The sequence below is a fragment of the Streptomyces kurssanovii genome, from assembly GCF_040677245.1.
Taxonomy (GTDB): domain Bacteria; phylum Actinomycetota; class Actinomycetes; order Streptomycetales; family Streptomycetaceae; genus Streptomyces; species Streptomyces kurssanovii.
This window is the reverse complement of record NZ_JBFAQK010000009.1, coordinates 113,969-131,693: the sequence shown is the minus strand read 5'-3', so window position 1 is coordinate 131,693 and position 17,725 is coordinate 113,969. Positions and strand designations below refer to the sequence as shown.

Here is a 17,725-nt window from a genome sequence, read left to right as displayed (position 1 = left end):
AGGATAGCCGAAGCCGGGCGCTCCGGACCGCCTCGCCCGCCTGGCTGATCGAGGGCGGCGGCAGAGGCCATCGAAGGGACATCTGCGTCATGAGTGAACCTGCTCGCACGACCGACACCTTGAGTTCTCCGACGCCCGTGCTCTCGGTCAGCCCGGTGGTACTGCCGGCTCCGGGCCGTGCCGTGGACCTGGAGGTGCGGGTCTCCGCCCCGGTGACCGGGAGCGAGCTGCCGGTCGTCCTCCTCTCGCACGGTCTCGGCTTCTCGAACAACCTCTCCTCACTGAACGGCTACGCCCCCCTCGCGAACTTCTGGGCAGCGCACGGGTTCGTCGTGATCCAGCCGACGCATCTGGACTCCAGGACGCTGAGCTCGCTTCCCGACACCCCCGGGGCACCTCCGCACTGGCGCTCACGGGCCGAGGACATGAAGCGCATCCTGGACCAGCTCGACGTGGTCGAAGCCGCCGTCCCGCAGCTCCTCGGGCGCCTCGACCGGAGCCGGGTCGCCGTGGCCGGGCACTCGATGGGCGGGCACACCGCGAGCCTGCTCCTGGGGGCACGGCTCACCGATCCGCACGACGGAACGACAGTGGACCTGGCCGAGCCCCGGATCACGGCGGGTGTGCTGCTTGCCGCGCCCGGCAGGGGCGGTGACGCCCTCACCGGGTTCACGGTCGAGAACTACCCGTTCTTCCTGACCACGGACTTCTCCGAGATGACGACGCCGGCGCTCGTGGTCGCGGGCGACAAGGACGACTCCGCCTTCCTGACGGTCCGAGGACCGGACTGGCACGCCGACCCCTACGCACTCTCCCCTGGCCCCAAGTCCCTGCTCACCCTGTTCGGCGCGCAACACGGGCTCGGCGGAGTCTCCGGATACGACGTCGCCGAGACCACGGACGAGAACCCCGAGCGGGTCGCCGCCGTCGCCGGGCTCACCTGGGCCTACCTGCGCAGCGAGCTCTACCCCGGGGACTCCTCCTGGCAGGCGGCGCGAGACGCGCTGGCCGCCGACCCCGACCCGTTCGGGCGGGTCGAATCCAAGTAGTCCCAAGAGACGCCGCCTCCGCGCCGGTCAACGCCACCGTGCGGCCTGACCGTCCTTCTCCCCGCCTACCGCCGGCCTCCCTCCGTACTGGTTCGCGGTACGGTGCGGCCCCCCTTCCTCTCTCCCGTTCCCGCCGACTTCCCTCCGTACCGACCAGTCGGTAACGTGCGGCCATGACTTCTCTGCATCCGCGCGCGGGACGCCGCTGCCACAACGCCGTCAACCCGCTGCACTCGACGGTCTACTTCTCCCCCGACTTCACCGCCGAGATGGCACGGATCGGTGTCGAGGACCCCAGAGCGGCCTACTTCGCGGGACGCGGCGCCGCGATGGGCGCGGTCGGACCGGGTGCCGTGGCCGCCGCGTTCTACAACTTCAACCACGAGCTGATCGCCAAGCATCTGCCGGCCGTGTGGGACACCGCCTCGCCCGAGGCGGTGCTCGCGGCCCGGCTGCGTGCCGTTGACACCACTCTGCGGCGGCTGCTCGGCGACGACGCCGTCGCCTCGGCCGAGATGGCGGAGGCGGCGGCTCTCGCGCTGCGCGCGGCCGAAGCGTGCACCCGGCACGCCCGTCCGCTCTACGCGGCCCACGCAGACCTGCCCGTCCCGGCCGAGCCGCACCTGGCGTACTGGCACGCGGCGACCCTGCTGCGCGAGCACCGTGGCGACGGACACCTCGCGGCGCTGCTCGTGGCCGATCTCGACCCGCTCGAGGCGCTGGTGAGCCACACCGCCACGGGCAAGGGCATGGCGCCGCGCTGGATCCTCGCCACCCGCGGCTGGGGACGGACCGACTGGGAGGCCGCGCAGTCGCGGCTGCGGGAGCGTGGGCTGATCGACGCGGACGGCGAGTTGACGGAGGCCGGCACCGCGCTGCGGGCCGAGCTGGAGGAGCACACCGACCGGCTCGACCGGGCACCGTACGAGCACCTGGGCGCGGAGGGCGTCGAGCGTCTCACGGAACTCGGCCGCGGCTTCCTGACGACGGCGGCGCTCGCGGGCGCGTTCCCCGAGGACCTCACGGGCAAGGGCTGAGACACCGGGACGGGGGCGAGCGGGGACGTTTACGGAGAGGCGATCCCGGCTACCCGACGTAGTCCAACGCCCCCGTCACTGGAGGTCAATTGTGCTCAGCGCGATAGCAGACGCACTTCGTACGGTCGGCTCGGCGATCGCCACCGTGGTGACGCTGCCGTTCCGGCTCCTGGCCCGGCTCTTCGGCGGAGCGTCACGCGGCGGCAGGACACGGCGCGTCTGAGGCACGCGACACGGCCCCCGGCCACCCGGCACAATGCACTCTCAAGCACAGCGAGCACGAGAAGGCGAGTCGGGAAACCGTGACGACGTCCATCGAAGGCAGGATCGCCGAGGAGCTCGGCGTACGTGAGCGGCAGGTGAAGGCGGCCGTCGAGCTGCTCGACGGCGGGTCGACCGTGCCGTTCATCGCTCGCTACCGCAAGGAAGCGACCGAGATGCTCGACGACGCGCAGCTGCGCACGCTCGAGGAACGGCTGCGTTATCTCCGGGAGCTGGAGGAACGGCGGACCGCGATCCTGGAGTCCGTGCGCGAGCAGGGCAAGCTCACGGACGAGCTCGAGGCCCGGATCGGGGCCGCCGACACCAAGGCGCGGCTGGAGGACATCTACCTGCCCTTCAAGCCCAAGCGGCGCACCAAGGCGCAGATCGCCCGTGAGGCGGGGCTCGAGCCACTGGCCGAGGGCCTGCTGAGCGACCCGTCGGTCGACCCGCTCGCGGCCGCCGCGGCGTTCGTCGACGCGGACAAGGGCGTCGCGGACGCCCCCGCCGCCCTCGACGGAGCGCGCGCGATCCTGACGGAGCGTTTCTCCGAGGACGCCGACCTCATCGGCGAGCTGCGCGAGCGGATGTGGACCCGCGGCCGGCTGGCCGCCAAGGTCAGGGACGGCAAGGAGGAGGCGGGCGCGAAGTTCGCCGACTACTTCGACTTCTCCGAAGGCTTCACCGAGCTGCCTTCCCACCGGATCCTCGCGATGTTCCGCGGTGAGAAGGAGGAGGTCCTCGACCTCGTCCTGGAACCGGAGGAGCCGACCGACGGGCCCTCGTCCTACGAGGGCATCGTCGCGGCCCGCTTCGGTGTCGCGCAGCGCGGGCGGCCCGGCGACAAGTGGCTCGGCGACACCGTGCGCTGGGCCTGGCGCACCCGGATCCTGGTGCACCTCGGCATCGACATGCGGCTGCGGCTGCGTACGGCCGCCGAGGACGAGGCGGTGCGGGTCTTCGCGGCCAACCTGCGCGACCTGCTGCTCGCCGCCCCCGCGGGCACCCGCGCCACCCTCGGTCTCGACCCCGGCTTCCGTACCGGGGTGAAGGTCGCCGTCGTCGACGCGACCGGCAAGGTGGTCGCCACCGACACGATCTATCCGCACGTTCCCGCGAACAAGTGGGACGAGTCGCTCGCGAAGCTGGCCCGTCTCGCCAAGGAGCACGCCGTCGAGCTGGTGGCGATCGGGAACGGCACCGCGTCCCGCGAGACCGACAAGCTGGCCGGCGACCTGATCACCAGGCACCCGGAGCTGAACCTGACCAAGGTGATGGTGTCCGAGGCGGGCGCCTCCGTGTACTCCGCGTCGGCGTTCGCCTCGCAGGAGCTGCCCGGTCTGGACGTGTCGCTGCGCGGCGCCGTCTCCATCGCGCGCCGGCTGCAGGACCCGCTGGCGGAGCTGGTCAAGATCGACCCGAAGTCGATCGGCGTCGGCCAGTACCAGCACGACCTGTCCGAGGTGAAACTGTCACGGTCGCTCGACGCGGTGGTCGAGGACTGTGTGAACGGCGTCGGCGTCGACGTCAACACGGCGTCCGCGCCGCTGCTGTCACGGGTGTCGGGCATCGGCGCCGGACTGGCGGAGAACATCGTCGCGCACCGCGACTCCAACGGCCCCTTCCGTTCCCGCAAGGCGCTGAAGGACGTGGCGCGGCTCGGCCCGAAGGCGTACGAGCAGTGCGCGGGCTTCCTGCGCATCCGCGGCGGTGACGACCCGCTGGACGCCTCCAGCGTGCACCCGGAGGCGTACCCGGTGGTGCGGCGGATGGTGAAGACGACCGGCGGAGAGGTGGCGTCCCTCATCGGCAACACGTCGGTGCTGCGGTCGCTGCGGCCCGCCGAGTTCGTGGACGAGACCTTCGGCCTGCCGACCGTGACGGACATCCTGCGGGAGCTGGAGAAGCCCGGCCGCGACCCCCGTCCGGCGTTCCGGACGGCCACCTTCAAGGAGGGCGTCGAGAAGATCGGCGACCTGGCCGCGGGGATGGTGCTGGAGGGCGTGGTGACCAATGTCGCCGCGTTCGGCGCCTTCGTGGACGTCGGTGTCCACCAGGACGGTCTGGTGCATGTGTCGGCGATGTCCCGGAACTTCGTCAAGGACCCGCACGACGTGGTCAAGTCGGGCGACGTGGTGAAGGTGAAGGTGCTCGACGTCGACATCCCGCGCAAGCGGATCTCGTTGACGCTGCGGCTGGACGACGAGGCGTCGGCGCAGCCGACGGAAGCGGGAGCGCCCCGGCGCGAGCGCGGCGGGCGTCCCCCGCAGCAGCGCCAGGGCGGAGGCGGCGCCGCCCGCGAACGCCGTGGTGCCGGTGGCGGGGGCGGCAACGGCGGTGACCGCCGTGGTACCGGCACGCCGCGCCAGGCCCCGGCCCCGTCGAACAGCGCGATGGCGGACGCGCTCCGCCGCGCGGGCCTGGTGGACCCGAAGAGCCGCTGACGTGCGCCCGGGGCCGGGGGCATCCCCGGCCCCGGGAGCGGCCGTCCCGCGCCGGGCCGCGCCGGAGCGACCGGGCCGGCGGGAGCGTGTGACGGCGGCATCGTCGGGGCGACCGGCCCGGACGGGGACGGGGCGCGCGGGCCGGGGCGTCAGGGGGCCGGGGCGTCAGAGTTCGGTGATCTTGCCGTCGGTCACCTCGACACGGCGGGTGACATGGACGGCGTCCAGCATCCGGCGGTCGTGGGTGACCAGCAGCAGCGTGCCCTTGTACGAGTCGAGCGCCGCCTCGAGCTGTTCGATGGCGGGCAGGTCGAGGTGGTTGGTCGGCTCGTCCAGCACCAGGAGATTGACGCCGCGTCCCTGGAGCAGGGCGAGCGCCGCACGGGTCCGCTCCCCGGGTGACAGGGTCGTCGCCGGACGCATCACGTGGGCGGCCTTGAGCCCGAACTTGGCCAGCAGGGTGCGGACCTCGGCCGGCTCCGTGTCGGGGACGGCCGCGCAGAACGCGTCCAGCAGCGTCTCGGTGCCGTAGAAGAGCCCGCGGGCCTGGTCGACCTCGCCGACGACGACACCGGAGCCGAGCGACGCGTGTCCCGCGTCGAGGGGAAGGCGGCCGAGCAGCGCGGCGAGCAGCGTCGATTTGCCGGAGCCGTTGGCGCCGGTGACGGCCACGCGGTCCGCCCAGTCGATCTGCAACGACGCCGGGCCGAACCGGAAGCCGCCGCGCCGCACCTCCGCCTCGCGGAGGGTCGCGACCACCGAGCCGGAGCGCGGGGCGGCGGCGATCTCCATCCGCAGCTCCCACTCCTTGCGGGGCTCCTCCACCGTGTCGAGCCGCTCGATCATGCGCTGCGTCTGACGTGCCTTGGCGGCCTGCTTCTCGCTCGCCTCGCTCCGCATCTTGCGGCCGATCTTGTCGTTGTCGGTGGCCTTGCGGCGGGCGTTCTTGACGCCCTTGTCCATCCAGTTCCGCTGCATCTGGGCGCGGCCCTCGAGAGCGGCCCGCTTGTCGGCGTACTCGTCGTACTCCTCGCGGGCGTGCCGGCGGGCGGTCTCGCGCTCGTCCAGGTAGGCCTGGTAGCCACCGCCGTAGAGGGTGATCTGCTGCTGGGCGAGGTCCAGCTCGAGGACCTTGGTGACGGTCCTGGTGAGGAACTCGCGATCGTGACTGACCACGACCGTGCCGGCCCGCAGGCCTTGGACGAAGGTCTCGAGGCGCTCGAGACCGTTCAGGTCGAGGTCGTTCGTCGGCTCGTCGAGCAGGAACACGTCGTAGCGGGACAGCAGCAGCGAGGCGAGACCCGCGCGCGCGGCCTGGCCGCCCGACAGGGACGTCATCGGCAGGTCGAGGTCGACGGTGAGGCCGAGCGACCCGGCGACCTCCTCGGCCCGCTCGTCCAGGTCCGCGCCGCCGAGGTCGAGCCAGCGCTCCAGGCCGGTGGCGTAGGCGTCGTCCGCTCCCTCGACGCCGTCGGCCAGGCCCTGGGCGGCGGCGTCCATGGCGGTCTGGGCGGCCGCGACGCCGGTGCGCCGGGCGAGGAAGGCCCGGACGGTCTCCCCTTCGCGGCGCTCGGGCTCCTGCGGAAGGTGGCCGACGGTCGCGGTCGGCGGGGAGAGCCGCAGCTCGCCCTGTTCCGGCCGGTCGAGTCCGGCGAGCAGACGCAGCAGGGTGGACTTGCCCGCTCCGTTCACGCCGACGAGACCGATCACGTCGCCGGGTGCGACGACGAGGTCGAGCCCGGCGAACAGCGAGCGGTCGCCGTGTCCGGCGGCGAGGTCCTTGGCGACGAGGGTTGCAGTCATCAGGGAGTGAATCCTAGGGCTTCTTGCGGGTCAGAGGAGTCCGGCGAGTTTGTACAGGGCGAGGGAGCCGGCGACGGCCACGTTCAGGCTCGAGCCGGTGCCGATCATCGGGATCTCCACGCATTCGTCGAGCAGGTCGAGCGCCTCCGGCGGAATCCCGTGCTGCTCATGGCCGAGGACCACGACGGTCGGCCCGCGCGCCGGCGCGAGGTCGGCGAGGCGTACGGCCTCGTCGGCCAGTTCGACGCCGACGATGCGCGCTCCCCGCTCCCGTTGCCGGGCCAGCCATCCCAGCGGGTCGCCGGTCCGGTGGGTGCACACCGGTTTGCGCAGGGTGTTGCCCCGGGCCAGTGCTTCGGGTACCCACGGGAAGCGCGGGACGGTGATGCAGGCGCCGACCGCGTCGCAGGTGCGGGCGAGAGTGCCCAGGTTCGCGCCGTGCAGGGGCCACAGGGGTGCCGCGTAGAGATGGTCCCAGCAGGAATGGGCCCGCGGGCGCCGGCTTCGGCGCAGCTCGTCCGGGGCACGGGTGCGGAAGGCGGGTCCGCCGCTCCTCGCGCTCATGGGCGCGGGGAGGCGGACCTCCGGTTCAGGGACGCACACGTGCGAGGCGTGTGATGTACGTGACGTGAGTGATGCATGCGTCGGCGATTCAGCGGCTCGCCCGGGCCTCTTGTCGGATCATCGCGCCACCGGCGTGACCAGCACGCCCCCCATGGTCCGTGCCACGACGAAGGATCGTCCCTTGACCGCCTTGGCGTCCAGTGGAATTCGGTGCGTCCCGGGCTGCAGCGTGCCGTCGAACAGCTCCCGGACACGGGTGCGGTACAGCGCGTCGAGACGGTAGGCCACCAGCCGGACGCGGCATTCCGACGCCACCTCGACCACCGCCTCCCGGCCCTGCGCCCCGAGTCTCCGCAGGCGCCGCTGCCCGACCGGGCTCCGGTCCAGGGCCAGTTCGATCTGAGCAACCAGCAGCGGGACGATCGGCGCGAGCCCGTCCACGTACTCCACCTGCGTGCCGGCGTGGGCGAACGCCTCCCGCACCGCGGACCGGTCCGCCTCCGTGACCGCACGGCCGAAGGCGACGACCTGGTACGCGCCGAGCTCCTCGGCCGGAACACCGGCCGCGTCGTGGGCGATGTCGGCGCCGATGCCGATGGACCGCAGGGCGGCGGCGAGCTTGGCGAGGACCGCGACGCGCGCGCCGATCAGCAGGACGCGGCGGCGGGCCGCGGCCTCCTCCCGGCCCGGCAGCAGCTGCTCCAGCGCCGCCCGGTACTCCTCGCCCCGGAATCGGAAGGGTCCGATGCCGTGGTATCCGTTGAGTTCCAGATCGGCCGTACCGTCGGTCTGCCAGGCGAAGTCCCGCCAGACGACGTCGTCGCCGTCGCGCTCGATGACGGCGGTGACGGCCCCGCACTCGAGCCCTTCGCATTCCGGGCAGCCGTAGATCACATACCTGCCGGCGCTCAGCGGTGCCTCCGCGTCGAGCAGGAACCGGCGGAGATGGTCGGTGAAGACGGCGGGAGGGATGTCGGAGGCCAGCGGCGAGACCGCGTCGAGGTCACTGAGCCGGTGGAGCAGCGGCCGGCCGTCGACGATGAAGTCGGTGAAGTCCCGGTGCACTTGGTAGGCGCCATCGGCGAGGACTCCCCCGGTCCGCATCGCCGGCGCCAGCCCGAAGGTCGCGTACTCGGCAGACATGTCGTGAGTCTGCCCAATCGCGCGGTCTTCTGAGCATGAACGCCATGGGTTACGGTCCCGGCATGAACGGCGACGTACTGGTGCTGGGCGGCGGGGCGGTGGGACTGACCACGGCCATCGTGCTGGCGGAGAGCGGCAAGCGGGTGCGGGTGTGGTCCCGGGATCCCGCCGGCATGACCACGTCGGCGGTGGCGGGCGGGCTGTGGTGGCCGTATCGCATCGAGCCGGAGAAGCTGGTCGGCGAGTGGTCCCTGGAATCGCTTCGGGTGTACGAGGCGCTGGCGGACCGGCCGGAGGAGACGGGCGTACGGCTGGTGCCGGGCGTCCATGCGGAGACCCGGCTCGCGGAGCTCGGTCCCTGGGCCGCGAGGGTCGAGGGAATGCGGGAGGTGGGCGGCGACGAGCTGCCGCCGGGATTCGCTTCCGGTCTGAAGGCCCGGATGCCGCTGATCGACATGCCGGTCCATCTCGATTGGCTGCGGCGGCGGCTGGAGGCCGCGAGCGGCACCGTGGAGGCGCGCGAGGCCGGCTCCCCCGCCCGGGCGCTGTCGGAGAGCGGGGCGTCCGTCGTGGTCAACTGCACCGGTCTCGGCGCCCGCGAGCTGGTACCCGATCCGTCCGTACGGCCGGTGCGCGGGCAGTTGGTGGTGGTGGAGAACCCGGGCGTCGAGGAGTGGTTCACCGCGGTCGACCACGCGTCGAGCGCGACGACGTACCTCCTTCCGCAGCCGGGGCGGCTGCTGTTGGGCGGCACCGCCGAGGAGGACTCCTGGGACCTGGTGCCCCAGGAGGCCACCGCGGCGGCCATCGTCGAGCGGTGCGCACGTATCCACCCGGAGGTCGGCCGGGCCAAGGTGCTCGGGCACCGGGTGGGTCTGCGGCCCGCACGGGACACCGGTGTGCGGATCGAGTCGGAGCGCCTGCCGGGTGGGGCGCTGCTGGTCCACAACTACGGCCACGGCGGCGCCGGCATCACCGTCGCCTGGGGTTGCGCGCAGGCGGCGGCCGCGCTCGTCGGGTAGGCCGCGTCCCGGGCCTCCGGGGCGGCTTGGTGGCGAGCGTGGTGGCCAGGTGCGCGCCGAGGACCGGTGAGGACGATCAGGTGCGGAGCCGGATGACACGGCCGCGCCGAGCGCGGGCACCCGCCCGGCAAAGAGCCCTGATTTTTCCCTTTCACCCCTTTTTACGGCATGTGCGGAGCGTTACTCTGGTAGTGGCCTACGAGGCGAGCGAGGGAGTTCGACCGGAGTAGCCGACTTCGGCGGAGATAGCCGCCGGGGCCGACGTCGACGGTCGGGCTGAGAGGTCCGAAGGTCCAAGGACCGGAGGACGACCCCCATCACCTGATCCGGACAATGCCGGCGCAGGGAGCCCGTCTCGTAGGTTCTCGCATGTCGCGGCCCGAACGGCGGGCAGCCGGCCATGGTCCTTGGACCGGTTTCGGCCCGGCAGCGCGGAGGGAGCCGCTTCGTCGTTCCGGGCGAGGGATGCGCGCCCGGGTAGTGGCGTTTGCCGCGCGACGCTGTGGGGAGCGGTCCCGGACGTAGGTCACCCGGGCCGGACCGCGCACCGCGACCGCCCGGCGCGTCCCTGGGCCGGCCGTCTCTCAAGCCGCCTCCGCCTCCGCCGCCTCGGCCCGGGCACGGACCACGTCCGAGGGGTCCCAGTCCTGGTGCGGGACGGAGGTGAGCAGCAGCCGTGTGTACGCGTGCCGCGGTGTGCGCAGCACACGGTCCGTCGGCCCCTGTTCGACCACGGTGCCCCTGCGCATGACGACGGTCTCGTCCGTGATGTGCTGCACCACGGCGAGGTCGTGGCTGACGAAGACCAGGGCCACACCGGTGTCCTCCCGGATCTCGGCGAGGAGTTGGAGGATCTGGGCCTGGATGGACACGTCGAGCGCCGCGACCGCCTCGTCGAGCACCAGGATGCGCGGGTCGACGGCGAGGGCGCGTGCGATGGCGAGTCGCTGGCGCTGTCCGCCGGAGAGCTCGTGCCGCCTGGCCTCGGCCTCGCGGGCGCCCAGGCCGACCCGGTCGAGCAGTGACCGGATACGGTCCTCCACCGCGGGGTGCCCGTGCAGCCGCAGGGCGGTGCGGAGGCACTGGCCTGCGGTGAGCCGAGGGTCGAGGGAGACGTAGGGGTCCTGGAAGACCATCTGGATCTCGCGTGCGCGGGCCAGCCGGTCGCGCCGGGAACGCCCGCCACGGCGCGCGGAGTGCCGGTCCCGGCCGTTCACGGTGACGCTGCCCGCGTCCGGTCTCTCGAGACCGGCGAGCATGCGGGCCACGGTGCTCTTGCCGGAGCCCGACTCGCCGACGATGCCGACGGAACCGCCCTCCGGCAGAGTGAAGGAGATCCGGTCGGCCGCGGTGAGAGTGCCGCCGCCCGGCAGCCGGAAGGTCTTGCGGAGCCCTTCGACCACGAGCAGGGGCGCGCCGTCCTGGGGGCTGTTGCCGTTCATGGTGTGCTCCTGACGGCCGCTACGGCCGGTTGTACGGGGTCCTCGGCGGTGCCTGCCGCCGGATTGCCGAGCGGACCGCCTGGGAGCGGTTCGCCGATCCGGCGGCAGGCGGCCGTGCCGCCGCCGGCGAGGGGCAGCGGCTCGGGCGTCCAGGTTTCGCACGCGGGCTCGCTGTGGGCGCAGCGTGCCGCGAAGGGGCAGCCGGGGAAGGCGTCCGCGAGCGACGGGGGCCGGCCGGGGATCGGGCGGATCGCCCGGGGTGTCCCGCCCAGTTCGGGCGAGCAGTCCAGCAGGCCCCTGGTGTACGGGTGCCGGGCGTCGGCGAACAGGCGTCGCGCCTGCTGTTCCTCGACGACACGGCCCGCGTACATCACGTACACCCGGTCGCAGTAGGCGGCGGCGAGATGCAGGTCGTGGGTGATGAACAGCATGCCCAGCTCCCGCTGTTCGCGCAGCTTGCGCAGCAGGGCGAGGATCTCCGCCTGGGTGGTGACGTCCAGGGCGCTGGTGGCCTCGTCGGCGAGCAGCAGACGCGGCTCGGCGGCGAGCGCGCCGGCGATGACGACACGCTGCAGCATGCCTCCGGACATCTCGTGCGGCCGTTGCCTGACGCGACGTTCGGGGTCGGGCAGGCCGACCGCGTCGAGGAGTTCGACCGCGGTCCCCAGCGCTCGGCGCCTCTCCTTCCCGGAACCATCACCGGGGCGGACCAGCCTTTCGACGAGGAAGTCACCGACCCGGCGCACGGGGTTGAGGGCGGAGCGCGGGTCCTGGTGGACCATGGCCACCGTGCCGGCACGGTGCTCACGCAGGCGTGTGCCGGTCATCGACAGTACGTCCGCTCCGTCGACCAGCACCCTCCCTTCCGTCCGCGCGCCGTCGGGCAGGATGCTCAGCGCGGCCTTGGCGGTGGTGGACTTTCCCGAGCCGGATTCACCGACGAGGCCGACGACCTCGCCGGTGCGGACCTGGAGGGACACCTCCGCGAGCAACGGGCGGGCGGCGCCCGGCAGATGGACGGTCAGGTTCTCGATGTCGAGCAGCATGGCGCGGCTACCTCCTGGATCCGAGCCGGTCGGCGGCGCGGACCCCGACGACGTTGAAGGCCACCACGACGGCAGCGATGGCGGTGCCCGGCACCAGCGCGGGCAGCAGGGCGCCCTGCACGATCGCCGACTGCCCCTCCTGCACCATCAGCCCCCAGTCGGAGCTGGGCGGCTGGGCGCCGAAGCCCAGATAGCTGAGCGTCGCGAGGCTCATGAGCGCCTCGCCGAACAGGACGACGAGGTAGCCGGCGATCGACCGTGCGAGATTGGGGACGAGGTGGCGCACACAGATCCGCGCACCTCCCATGCCCTGCACCCGGTAGGCGTCGATGTACGGCTTCGCCCGCTCGGAAAGGGCGACGCTGCGGGTGTACTTGGCGATCGTGGGGGCGAAGGCGAGCCCGAGTCCCAGCACGGACGTGGTCATACCGGCGCCGAACACGGCGATGATCAGGACGACGAACAGCAGGCCGGGGAAGGCGTACATCACGTCCGTGGCCCGCGACACCAGTGTGTCCACCCAGCCGCCGCGCCAGGCGGCCAGGGTGCCCAGCGCGACACCGAGGACGGACGCGAACGCGAGCAGCAGGACCGGTGCTATCAGGCTCGTCCGAGCGCCGTACAGCACGCGGGAGAGCAGGTCCTGGCCGGAGGCGTCGGTGCCGAGCGGATGTTCCGGGCCGGTACCGACGAGGGACGACGAGAGGTCGACGGCGTCCGGCGGGTACGGGGCGAGCAGCGGGGCGAACACGGCGGCGAGGACCACCAGTCCGAGGAAGCCGGCCGCCACCGCCGCTCCGGCGGAGCGGCGGGTGCGCTTGCCGACGGGCAGCAGCCCGCCGGCGGGGAGGGCGGTCATGCGGGACTCCTCACGGCCTCGAGACGGGGGTCGAGCAGCGGGTGCACCAGGTCGACGACGGTGGTGACCACGACATAGCCGGTGACCATCAGCAGCAGGACCGCCTGGGCGACCGGGAAGTCATGGCTGTTGATCGCGCCGACGAGCAGCGAGCCGATGCCGCTCAGCCCGAAGACGGTCTCGATGGCGACGGTTCCGGCGAGCATTCCGGCGGTGACCAGGCCGCACATGGTGATGATCGGGCCCAGCGCGTTGCGCAGGACGTGCCGGCGGACGATCTCGCGCTCCGGGATGCCGGAGGCGCGGGCGACGGCGACGTGGTCGGCCGCGCCCGCGTCCACCATGGCCTGGCGGGTGACCCGGCTGATGACGGCGAGCGCTCCGAGCGCCATGGCGACGGCGGGCAGGGTGAGGTGGTGGAGCGTGCCGGCGAAGCCTTCGCCGCTGCCGGTCACCGGGAACCAGCCCAGCTGGACCCCGAACAGCGCGACGAGGGCTATGCCGCCGACGAACGAGGGGACGGACGCGGCGAGGGTGGTGCCGCCGACGACCGCGGAGTCCACCCATCCGCCGCGGCGGACGGCTGCGAGGATCCCCGCGCCGACGCCCAGGACCACGAAGAGGACGGTGGCGTAGGCGACGAGGGCGAGGGTGGTGGGGAACCGCGCCGCCAGCAGATCGGCGACCTGGTCCCCGTACTGGAAAGAGCGTCCGAGATCGAGGTGGAGGCAGTCCCAGAGCCAGCGGCCGTACTGGACGACCAGCGGCTCGTCGAGGTGGTACTGCTCCCGGACGGCGGCCAGCCGCTCGGGGGTGAGCTTGTCGCGGCCCCCGGCCAGGAAGACGGCGGGGTCACCGGGGGCGGCGTACACGGCGGCGAAGATCACGAAGGAGGCGGCCAGCAGTGTGGCGAACAGTCCTGCGAGCCGTCGCCCGATTGCGGCGATCATGGTGGCTCAGCTCACTTCGCACCGAGGGCTGCGGCCCAGGGGTAGTAGAGGTACGCCATGGACGCCGGCGGGCCGGTCAGCTTGTCGTCGATGACGAGGGCCGTGGGCATCTGCGCGACGGGGATCCACACCGCGGCTTCGCTGAACCGGCGCTGTACATCGATCACGAGCGCGGCGCGCTTCTTGTCGTCCAGCGTCCGCATCGCCTCCTTGACCTTGCTGTCGTACTCCGGACTGCGGTATCCGACCCAGTTGTTGGAGCTGTCGGAGAGGCCGTTGTCGTAGAAGCCGATGGGGTCGCTCTTGGAGATGTACCAGTCGGCGACGAGCACGTCGATGCCGGCGCGGGCCTCCTTGTCGCCGTAGAACTCTCCGTACTCGGCGGGCGGGACGGTCTTGATCTGGCCCTTCAGGCCGATTTGCTGGAGCGCGGCGCGGACGGCGTTGGCGATGACCAGGCGGCCCTGGCTGCTGTCCGTGCCGATGACGATCGGCTTGTCGGGAGCCGCCTCGGCGTTCTCCACGAGCTTCTTCGCCTCGGCGATGTCGTCGGCGCCGGGCCGGGCCGGGGCGCCCGTGAGCTGCTCCTGGGCGGCGGCGAAGGCTCCCTTCTCGTAACCCCAGGCGCCTGATCCGACGGGGGTGGCCCACGGCTCCACGAGACCGCCGTAGCCGGAGCGGGCGATGCCCGCGCGGTCCAGGGTGAGCGCGAGTGCCCTGCGGATGTCCGGGTCGGCGAGGCCGCCGCGTTCCGTGGGGATCAGGGCCAGGGCGGCGGTGCTCGGTCCGTAGTGCTGGTCGAGTCCCTTGGTGCCCCGCAGGGCGGCGGCCGTGCTGATGGAGTCCGCGTACGTGCCGTCGGCGGCGCCCGTCTTCAGCGCGTTCACCATGGCGCTGTCGTCGGCCCAGCGGAAGACGACCTGCTGGGTGAGGGGCTTCTCGCCCCAGTAGGTGTCGCTGCGGTTGATGACGATCGAGTCGCCGGACTTCCAGTCGCCGAGCCGGTAGGGGCCCGAGCAGGCATCGGGCTGTCCGGGGGTGCCGAAGTCCTTGCCGGACTTCTCGACCTGCTCGCGGTTGTAGACCAGTCCCGCGTCACCGGCCAGCGCCTTGGTGAACAGCGCGTCCGGCTGCTTGAACGTGATGGTGATCTCGAGGTCGCCGGTCGTGGTCATCCCGGCGACGTTGTCGAACTCGTCGGACTGCTCCATGTCCGGCCGGGCGTGGCGCTGGAGACTGAACAGGACGTCGTCCGCCGTCATCGCGGAGCCGTCGTGGAAGGTGACGCCGTCGCGCAGGGCGAGGACGAGGGTCCTGGCGTCAGGTCGGGTGGCCTGCCGCACCAGGGAGGGCTGCACGGACATGTCGGGCTGGAGCTGGTACAGCCGCTCGCACACGTTGCTGAGGACGGTGCGGCCGGCGCTGCCGCCCTGGGTGTCCAGGTCGAGGGAGTCCGGCTCGTCCTCCAGCAGCCAGTTGACGGTGGGGACTTCGCCCTTGGCCTTCGCGGTGGTGGGTGTGAGTGTGAGCTGTGCGGCGTCGGCGGTGGCGCCGGATCCCGCCGGGCGGGTGGTGTCGGCGCCGCTGCACGCGGTGGTGAGGGCCATCGCCCCGGCGAGGCCGGCGGCGGCGACGGTGGTTCTGAGCTTCATGCTGGGCTCCTGAGCGGGGAACGAGGAAGAACGGAAACAGCGTCAGTTCGGGGCGTGGGGGCCGTCGTAGAGATTCCAGGGCAGGTGTTGGTAATCGCGGTCGCAGGGCGTGCCCGCCGTGACGTGGTAGTCGCCGGTGGTGAGGTCGACGCACGAGGAGACGAGCGTCTGCCACTGCTTGACCTGCGGTCTTCGGGGGTCGATGTGGGTGCACAGCGACTCGGGCCGGCCCAGGTGGTCCGACATCGCCTGCTTGATGAGCTTGCGCGACTCGTCCGCGCCGGTGGACCCCCGCAGCAGGCGCAGACCCTCCTCCGCCCGGGGAACCCGCACCAGGGAGTCGGCGGCCATCGGGCGGTAGCCCGCGGCGAGGGCGGCGGGGACGCCTGCCTGGTAGTGGTTGCCGTGCACCAGCAGGCCGTCGGTCGGGTACATCCAGCCGTGTCCGGCCGGCGTGGTCTCCAGATCGATGGCGAATCCCTCGCGACATGTCAGCAGGGCGTTGCTGGCGATGTGCGCGCGGGTGCGGCAGAGCTCGTCGAGGGCGTCGGTGATCGTGGAGCGGTCGAGGACGCTGCGCCGGATCACGGTCTGCGGGATGCCGACCGTGTCGTCGAAGCGGCCGCCGAGCCCGTTGGCGTTGAGCGCGATGCCGGCGGAGTTGGCGCCCTGGCGGCCGACCTGTCCGGCCTCCACCTGCATGACGACGGTCGGTTTCGGCGGCTGGATCACGCGGATCATGACGACGGTGTCCGCGACCCCGGCGCGCCAGTCCCAGTTCTGGCCCGCCCATACGTGGCCGTCGCCGCTGGCGGGGCCGTACGCGGCGAACGAGGTGCAGCCGTCCGGCGGCTCCTCTTCCGGGACCCGCGCGCCGGGGCCGTCGTGCTCCCGCATCCGCGCGAACGAGTCGTCATAGATGACCTCGCCACGGGCGTTGAGTGCGAGGACGTCGAGCAGGCCGACTCCGGCGCCGTCGGCGATCCCCTGCATCTCCTCCAGGAGGTGGGGTGCGTAGTCACGGACGGGCTCGAGCCAGCGGGCCGCCCGGGAGGTGACCTGCTGCCAGGTGAGCCCGGAGGACGATCCGAACGCCTCCGCGTAGTAGGCGAGAGCGGTCCCGATCTGTGGCGCGACCGCTGCTCCGTACTGGCGGCCGCGCTCGACGGGGGTCCCCGACACTTCGATGACGGGAAGGGCGTGTTTCATCGCGAGGACTCCTCGGGACACATGCGTGCTGTAATGTTCGTTCCGAGAACACGAGATCCTGGAACGGAATACACAAGAGCGTAACGGCCGTAACGTAGGAGTCAATACCTGTAATGAAGAATCCAGAATCCGGCAGCGCCGCACCCGGCGGTCTGACCCGCCTGCGCGCCACGGTGCGCGACCAGTGGGACGAGCTGTCGGCCGCCGAGCGCACCGTCGCGCAGTACCTGGTCAGCGCGCCCGCCGAGCAGGTGATGTTCGCCAGCGCCCAGGAGCTGGGGACGGCCAGCGGCACCAGCAACGCCACGGTCGTGCGCGCCCTCCAGCGCCTCGGTTACGCGGGTCTGCCCGCGCTGAAGCGGGAGCTGGCGGCGGACTTCACCTCGGCGCTGGCTCCCGAGGTCCGGCTGAAACAGCGCATCGCGCACGTCGGCCAGGATCTGCAGACCATCTGGAACGACGTCTTCGACGAGACCCAGGACCGCATCGACCAGTGCCGGCGCCTCACCGGGACCGACGCCCTCCAGCAGGCCGTGGCCGCTCTCGCCGACGCCCGCGAGGTGTTCTGTTACGGGGTCGCCGCGTGCGAGCTCGCGGCGCGGCATCTCGCCCTGGCTCTCGGCCGCATCGGCCGCCGCGCGCGGTTCGTGGGCGCCACGGGGTTCGCGCTCGCCGATCCGCTGCTGTCACTGGCGCAGGGCGACACGGTGGTCATCTTCCAGCCCGGCCGGCCGCTGTCCGAGCTCACGGTGCTGGTGGAGCGGGCGCGGTCGGTGGGGGCGAAGGTCGTCTTCGTGACGGACGAACTGGGCGAGGCCTTCGAGGACCGGGTCGACGCGATCCTCACCGCTCCCCACACACCGACCGGCATCACCAACGAGGCGCTGACCGGGCTCGTCGTCGCCGACGCGCTGCTGCTGGCCCTCACGACCCTGGACGAGACCCGTGCGGTCGAGCACTCGCACCAGCTCACGGCCCTGAGGGAACAGCTGCTTCCCCCGCGCGAGCAGCGCTCCAGAAAAGCCTGACGGCGGGCATGACGGCGGCGATCGGTGAACAGGGCGTCGGCGGGCAAGCCGAGGGCGGAGCCACCGGAAGGCCGCGGAAGACGGCCGGGCACGTAAGCGGTGGAAGACGGCCGGGCAGCCGGAAGGCCGTGGGTCACGAGTGCGTGTTTCACGCACCGTGACCCACGGCCTTCCCGCTCGGCCGCGGTCGTATCCCCGGACGCCGGACCGGTGACT

15 protein-coding genes are annotated in these 17,725 nt (G+C 72.2%); 6 read left to right on the top strand and 9 right to left on the bottom strand.

The features are described from left to right. Positions 1–89: 89 nt before the first annotated feature. The 4 genes from AB0K36_RS10210 (at position 90) to AB0K36_RS10195 (ending at position 4,791) form a co-directional block, all read left to right on the top strand. A complete protein-coding gene (locus AB0K36_RS10210; RefSeq protein WP_364590992.1) occupies positions 90–1,049 on the top strand; it encodes an alpha/beta hydrolase family protein in 960 nt (319 codons plus the stop codon). 173 nt (positions 1,050–1,222) lie between these two features. Then, a complete protein-coding gene (locus AB0K36_RS10205) occupies positions 1,223–2,086 on the top strand; it encodes an SCO6745 family protein (protein WP_364590989.1) in 864 nt (287 codons plus the stop codon). 91 nt (positions 2,087–2,177) lie between these two features. Continuing rightward, entirely contained in the window at positions 2,178–2,309 is a 132-nt protein-coding gene (locus AB0K36_RS10200) for an LPFR motif small protein (RefSeq protein WP_268247290.1), read from the top strand. 79 nt (positions 2,310–2,388) lie between these two features. Continuing rightward, positions 2,389–4,791, top strand: a complete 2,403-nt coding sequence (locus AB0K36_RS10195; protein WP_364590986.1) for a Tex family protein — start codon at positions 2,389–2,391, stop codon at positions 4,789–4,791. Positions 4,792–4,956: 165 nt separating this feature from the next. Here AB0K36_RS10195 and AB0K36_RS10190 read toward each other — a convergent pair whose 3' ends face one another. From AB0K36_RS10190 to AB0K36_RS10180, 3 genes are all read right to left on the bottom strand, one after another. Beyond that, positions 4,957–6,594: an ABC-F family ATP-binding cassette domain-containing protein gene (locus AB0K36_RS10190; RefSeq protein ID WP_364590984.1), complete on the bottom strand. Its 1,638-nt coding sequence runs from the start codon at positions 6,592–6,594 to the stop codon at positions 4,957–4,959. Between the two features lie 30 nt (positions 6,595–6,624). Then, entirely contained in the window at positions 6,625–7,158 is a 534-nt protein-coding gene (locus tag AB0K36_RS10185; RefSeq protein ID WP_364590981.1) for a TrmH family RNA methyltransferase, read from the bottom strand. A gap of 117 nt (positions 7,159–7,275) precedes the next feature. After that, positions 7,276–8,301 carry an oxidoreductase gene (locus tag AB0K36_RS10180; protein ID WP_364590978.1) on the bottom strand — a complete coding sequence of 342 codons (1,026 nt, stop codon included), beginning with the start codon at positions 8,299–8,301 and terminating at the stop codon, positions 7,276–7,278. A gap of 62 nt (positions 8,302–8,363) precedes the next feature. Between AB0K36_RS10180 and AB0K36_RS10175 the strand changes: the two genes are divergently transcribed. Next, positions 8,364–9,323 carry an FAD-dependent oxidoreductase gene (locus tag AB0K36_RS10175; protein WP_364590975.1) on the top strand — a complete coding sequence of 320 codons (960 nt, stop codon included), beginning with the start codon at positions 8,364–8,366 and terminating at the stop codon, positions 9,321–9,323. 584 nt (positions 9,324–9,907) lie between these two features. Here AB0K36_RS10175 and AB0K36_RS10170 read toward each other — a convergent pair. From AB0K36_RS10170 to AB0K36_RS10145, 6 genes are read right to left on the bottom strand one after another with little or no spacing between them, the layout of a single operon-like run. Then, entirely contained in the window at positions 9,908–10,765 is an 858-nt protein-coding gene (locus AB0K36_RS10170; RefSeq protein ID WP_364590972.1) for an ABC transporter ATP-binding protein, read from the bottom strand. Next, a complete protein-coding gene (locus tag AB0K36_RS10165; protein WP_364590969.1) occupies positions 10,762–11,811 on the bottom strand; it encodes an ABC transporter ATP-binding protein in 1,050 nt (349 codons plus the stop codon). Before AB0K36_RS10165 ends, AB0K36_RS10170 begins: the two co-directional genes overlap by 4 nt. Before the next feature lie 7 nt (positions 11,812–11,818). Next, positions 11,819–12,670: an ABC transporter permease gene (locus tag AB0K36_RS10160; protein WP_364590966.1), complete on the bottom strand. Its 852-nt coding sequence runs from the start codon at positions 12,668–12,670 to the stop codon at positions 11,819–11,821. Beyond that, the gene (locus AB0K36_RS10155; protein ID WP_364590963.1) at positions 12,667–13,620 is read right to left on the bottom strand and encodes an ABC transporter permease; all 954 of its coding nucleotides are present in this window, start codon (positions 13,618–13,620) and stop codon (positions 12,667–12,669) included. The genes AB0K36_RS10160 and AB0K36_RS10155 overlap by 4 nt, the downstream gene beginning before the upstream one ends. Before the next feature lie 11 nt (positions 13,621–13,631). Further along, positions 13,632–15,272 (bottom strand): ABC transporter substrate-binding protein, encoded by a 1,641-nt coding sequence (locus tag AB0K36_RS10150; RefSeq protein WP_364590960.1) that lies wholly within the window; start codon positions 15,270–15,272, stop codon positions 13,632–13,634. A 42-nt stretch (positions 15,273–15,314) separates the two neighbouring features. Further along, on the bottom strand, positions 15,315–16,481 hold the full coding sequence (locus AB0K36_RS10145) for a C45 family autoproteolytic acyltransferase/hydrolase (RefSeq protein WP_364590957.1): 1,167 nt from the start codon (positions 16,479–16,481) through the stop codon (positions 15,315–15,317). 113 nt (positions 16,482–16,594) lie between these two features. Here AB0K36_RS10145 and AB0K36_RS10140 point away from each other — a divergent pair, with 113 nt between their 5' ends. Beyond that, complete coding sequence (locus tag AB0K36_RS10140; RefSeq protein ID WP_364590954.1) at positions 16,595–17,509, top strand: MurR/RpiR family transcriptional regulator; 915 nt, start codon at positions 16,595–16,597, stop codon at positions 17,507–17,509. The last annotated feature ends 216 nt before the right edge of the window (positions 17,510–17,725 follow it).

Excerpts from the sequence above, each read along its gene's own strand:
- AB0K36_RS10210 (WP_364590992.1), top strand. The coding sequence starts at position 90 with ATGAGTGAACCTGCTCGCACGACCGACACCTTGAGTTCTCCGACGCCC.
- AB0K36_RS10205 (WP_364590989.1), top strand. The coding sequence starts at position 1,223 with ATGACTTCTCTGCATCCGCGCGCGGGACGCCGCTGCCACAACGCCGTC.
- AB0K36_RS10190 (WP_364590984.1), bottom strand. The coding sequence starts at position 6,594 with ATGACTGCAACCCTCGTCGCCAAGGACCTCGCCGCCGGACACGGCGAC.
- AB0K36_RS10185 (WP_364590981.1), bottom strand. The coding sequence starts at position 7,158 with ATGAGCGCGAGGAGCGGCGGACCCGCCTTCCGCACCCGTGCCCCGGAC.
- AB0K36_RS10180 (WP_364590978.1), bottom strand. The coding sequence starts at position 8,301 with ATGTCTGCCGAGTACGCGACCTTCGGGCTGGCGCCGGCGATGCGGACC.
- AB0K36_RS10175 (WP_364590975.1), top strand. The coding sequence starts at position 8,364 with ATGAACGGCGACGTACTGGTGCTGGGCGGCGGGGCGGTGGGACTGACC.
- AB0K36_RS10170 (WP_364590972.1), bottom strand. The coding sequence starts at position 10,765 with ATGAACGGCAACAGCCCCCAGGACGGCGCGCCCCTGCTCGTGGTCGAA.
- AB0K36_RS10165 (WP_364590969.1), bottom strand. The coding sequence starts at position 11,811 with ATGCTGCTCGACATCGAGAACCTGACCGTCCATCTGCCGGGCGCCGCC.
- AB0K36_RS10160 (WP_364590966.1), bottom strand. The coding sequence starts at position 12,670 with ATGACCGCCCTCCCCGCCGGCGGGCTGCTGCCCGTCGGCAAGCGCACC.
- AB0K36_RS10155 (WP_364590963.1), bottom strand. The coding sequence starts at position 13,620 with ATGATCGCCGCAATCGGGCGACGGCTCGCAGGACTGTTCGCCACACTG.
- AB0K36_RS10150 (WP_364590960.1), bottom strand. The coding sequence starts at position 15,272 with ATGAAGCTCAGAACCACCGTCGCCGCCGCCGGCCTCGCCGGGGCGATG.
- AB0K36_RS10145 (WP_364590957.1), bottom strand. The coding sequence starts at position 16,481 with ATGAAACACGCCCTTCCCGTCATCGAAGTGTCGGGGACCCCCGTCGAG.
- AB0K36_RS10140 (WP_364590954.1), top strand. The coding sequence starts at position 16,595 with ATGAAGAATCCAGAATCCGGCAGCGCCGCACCCGGCGGTCTGACCCGC.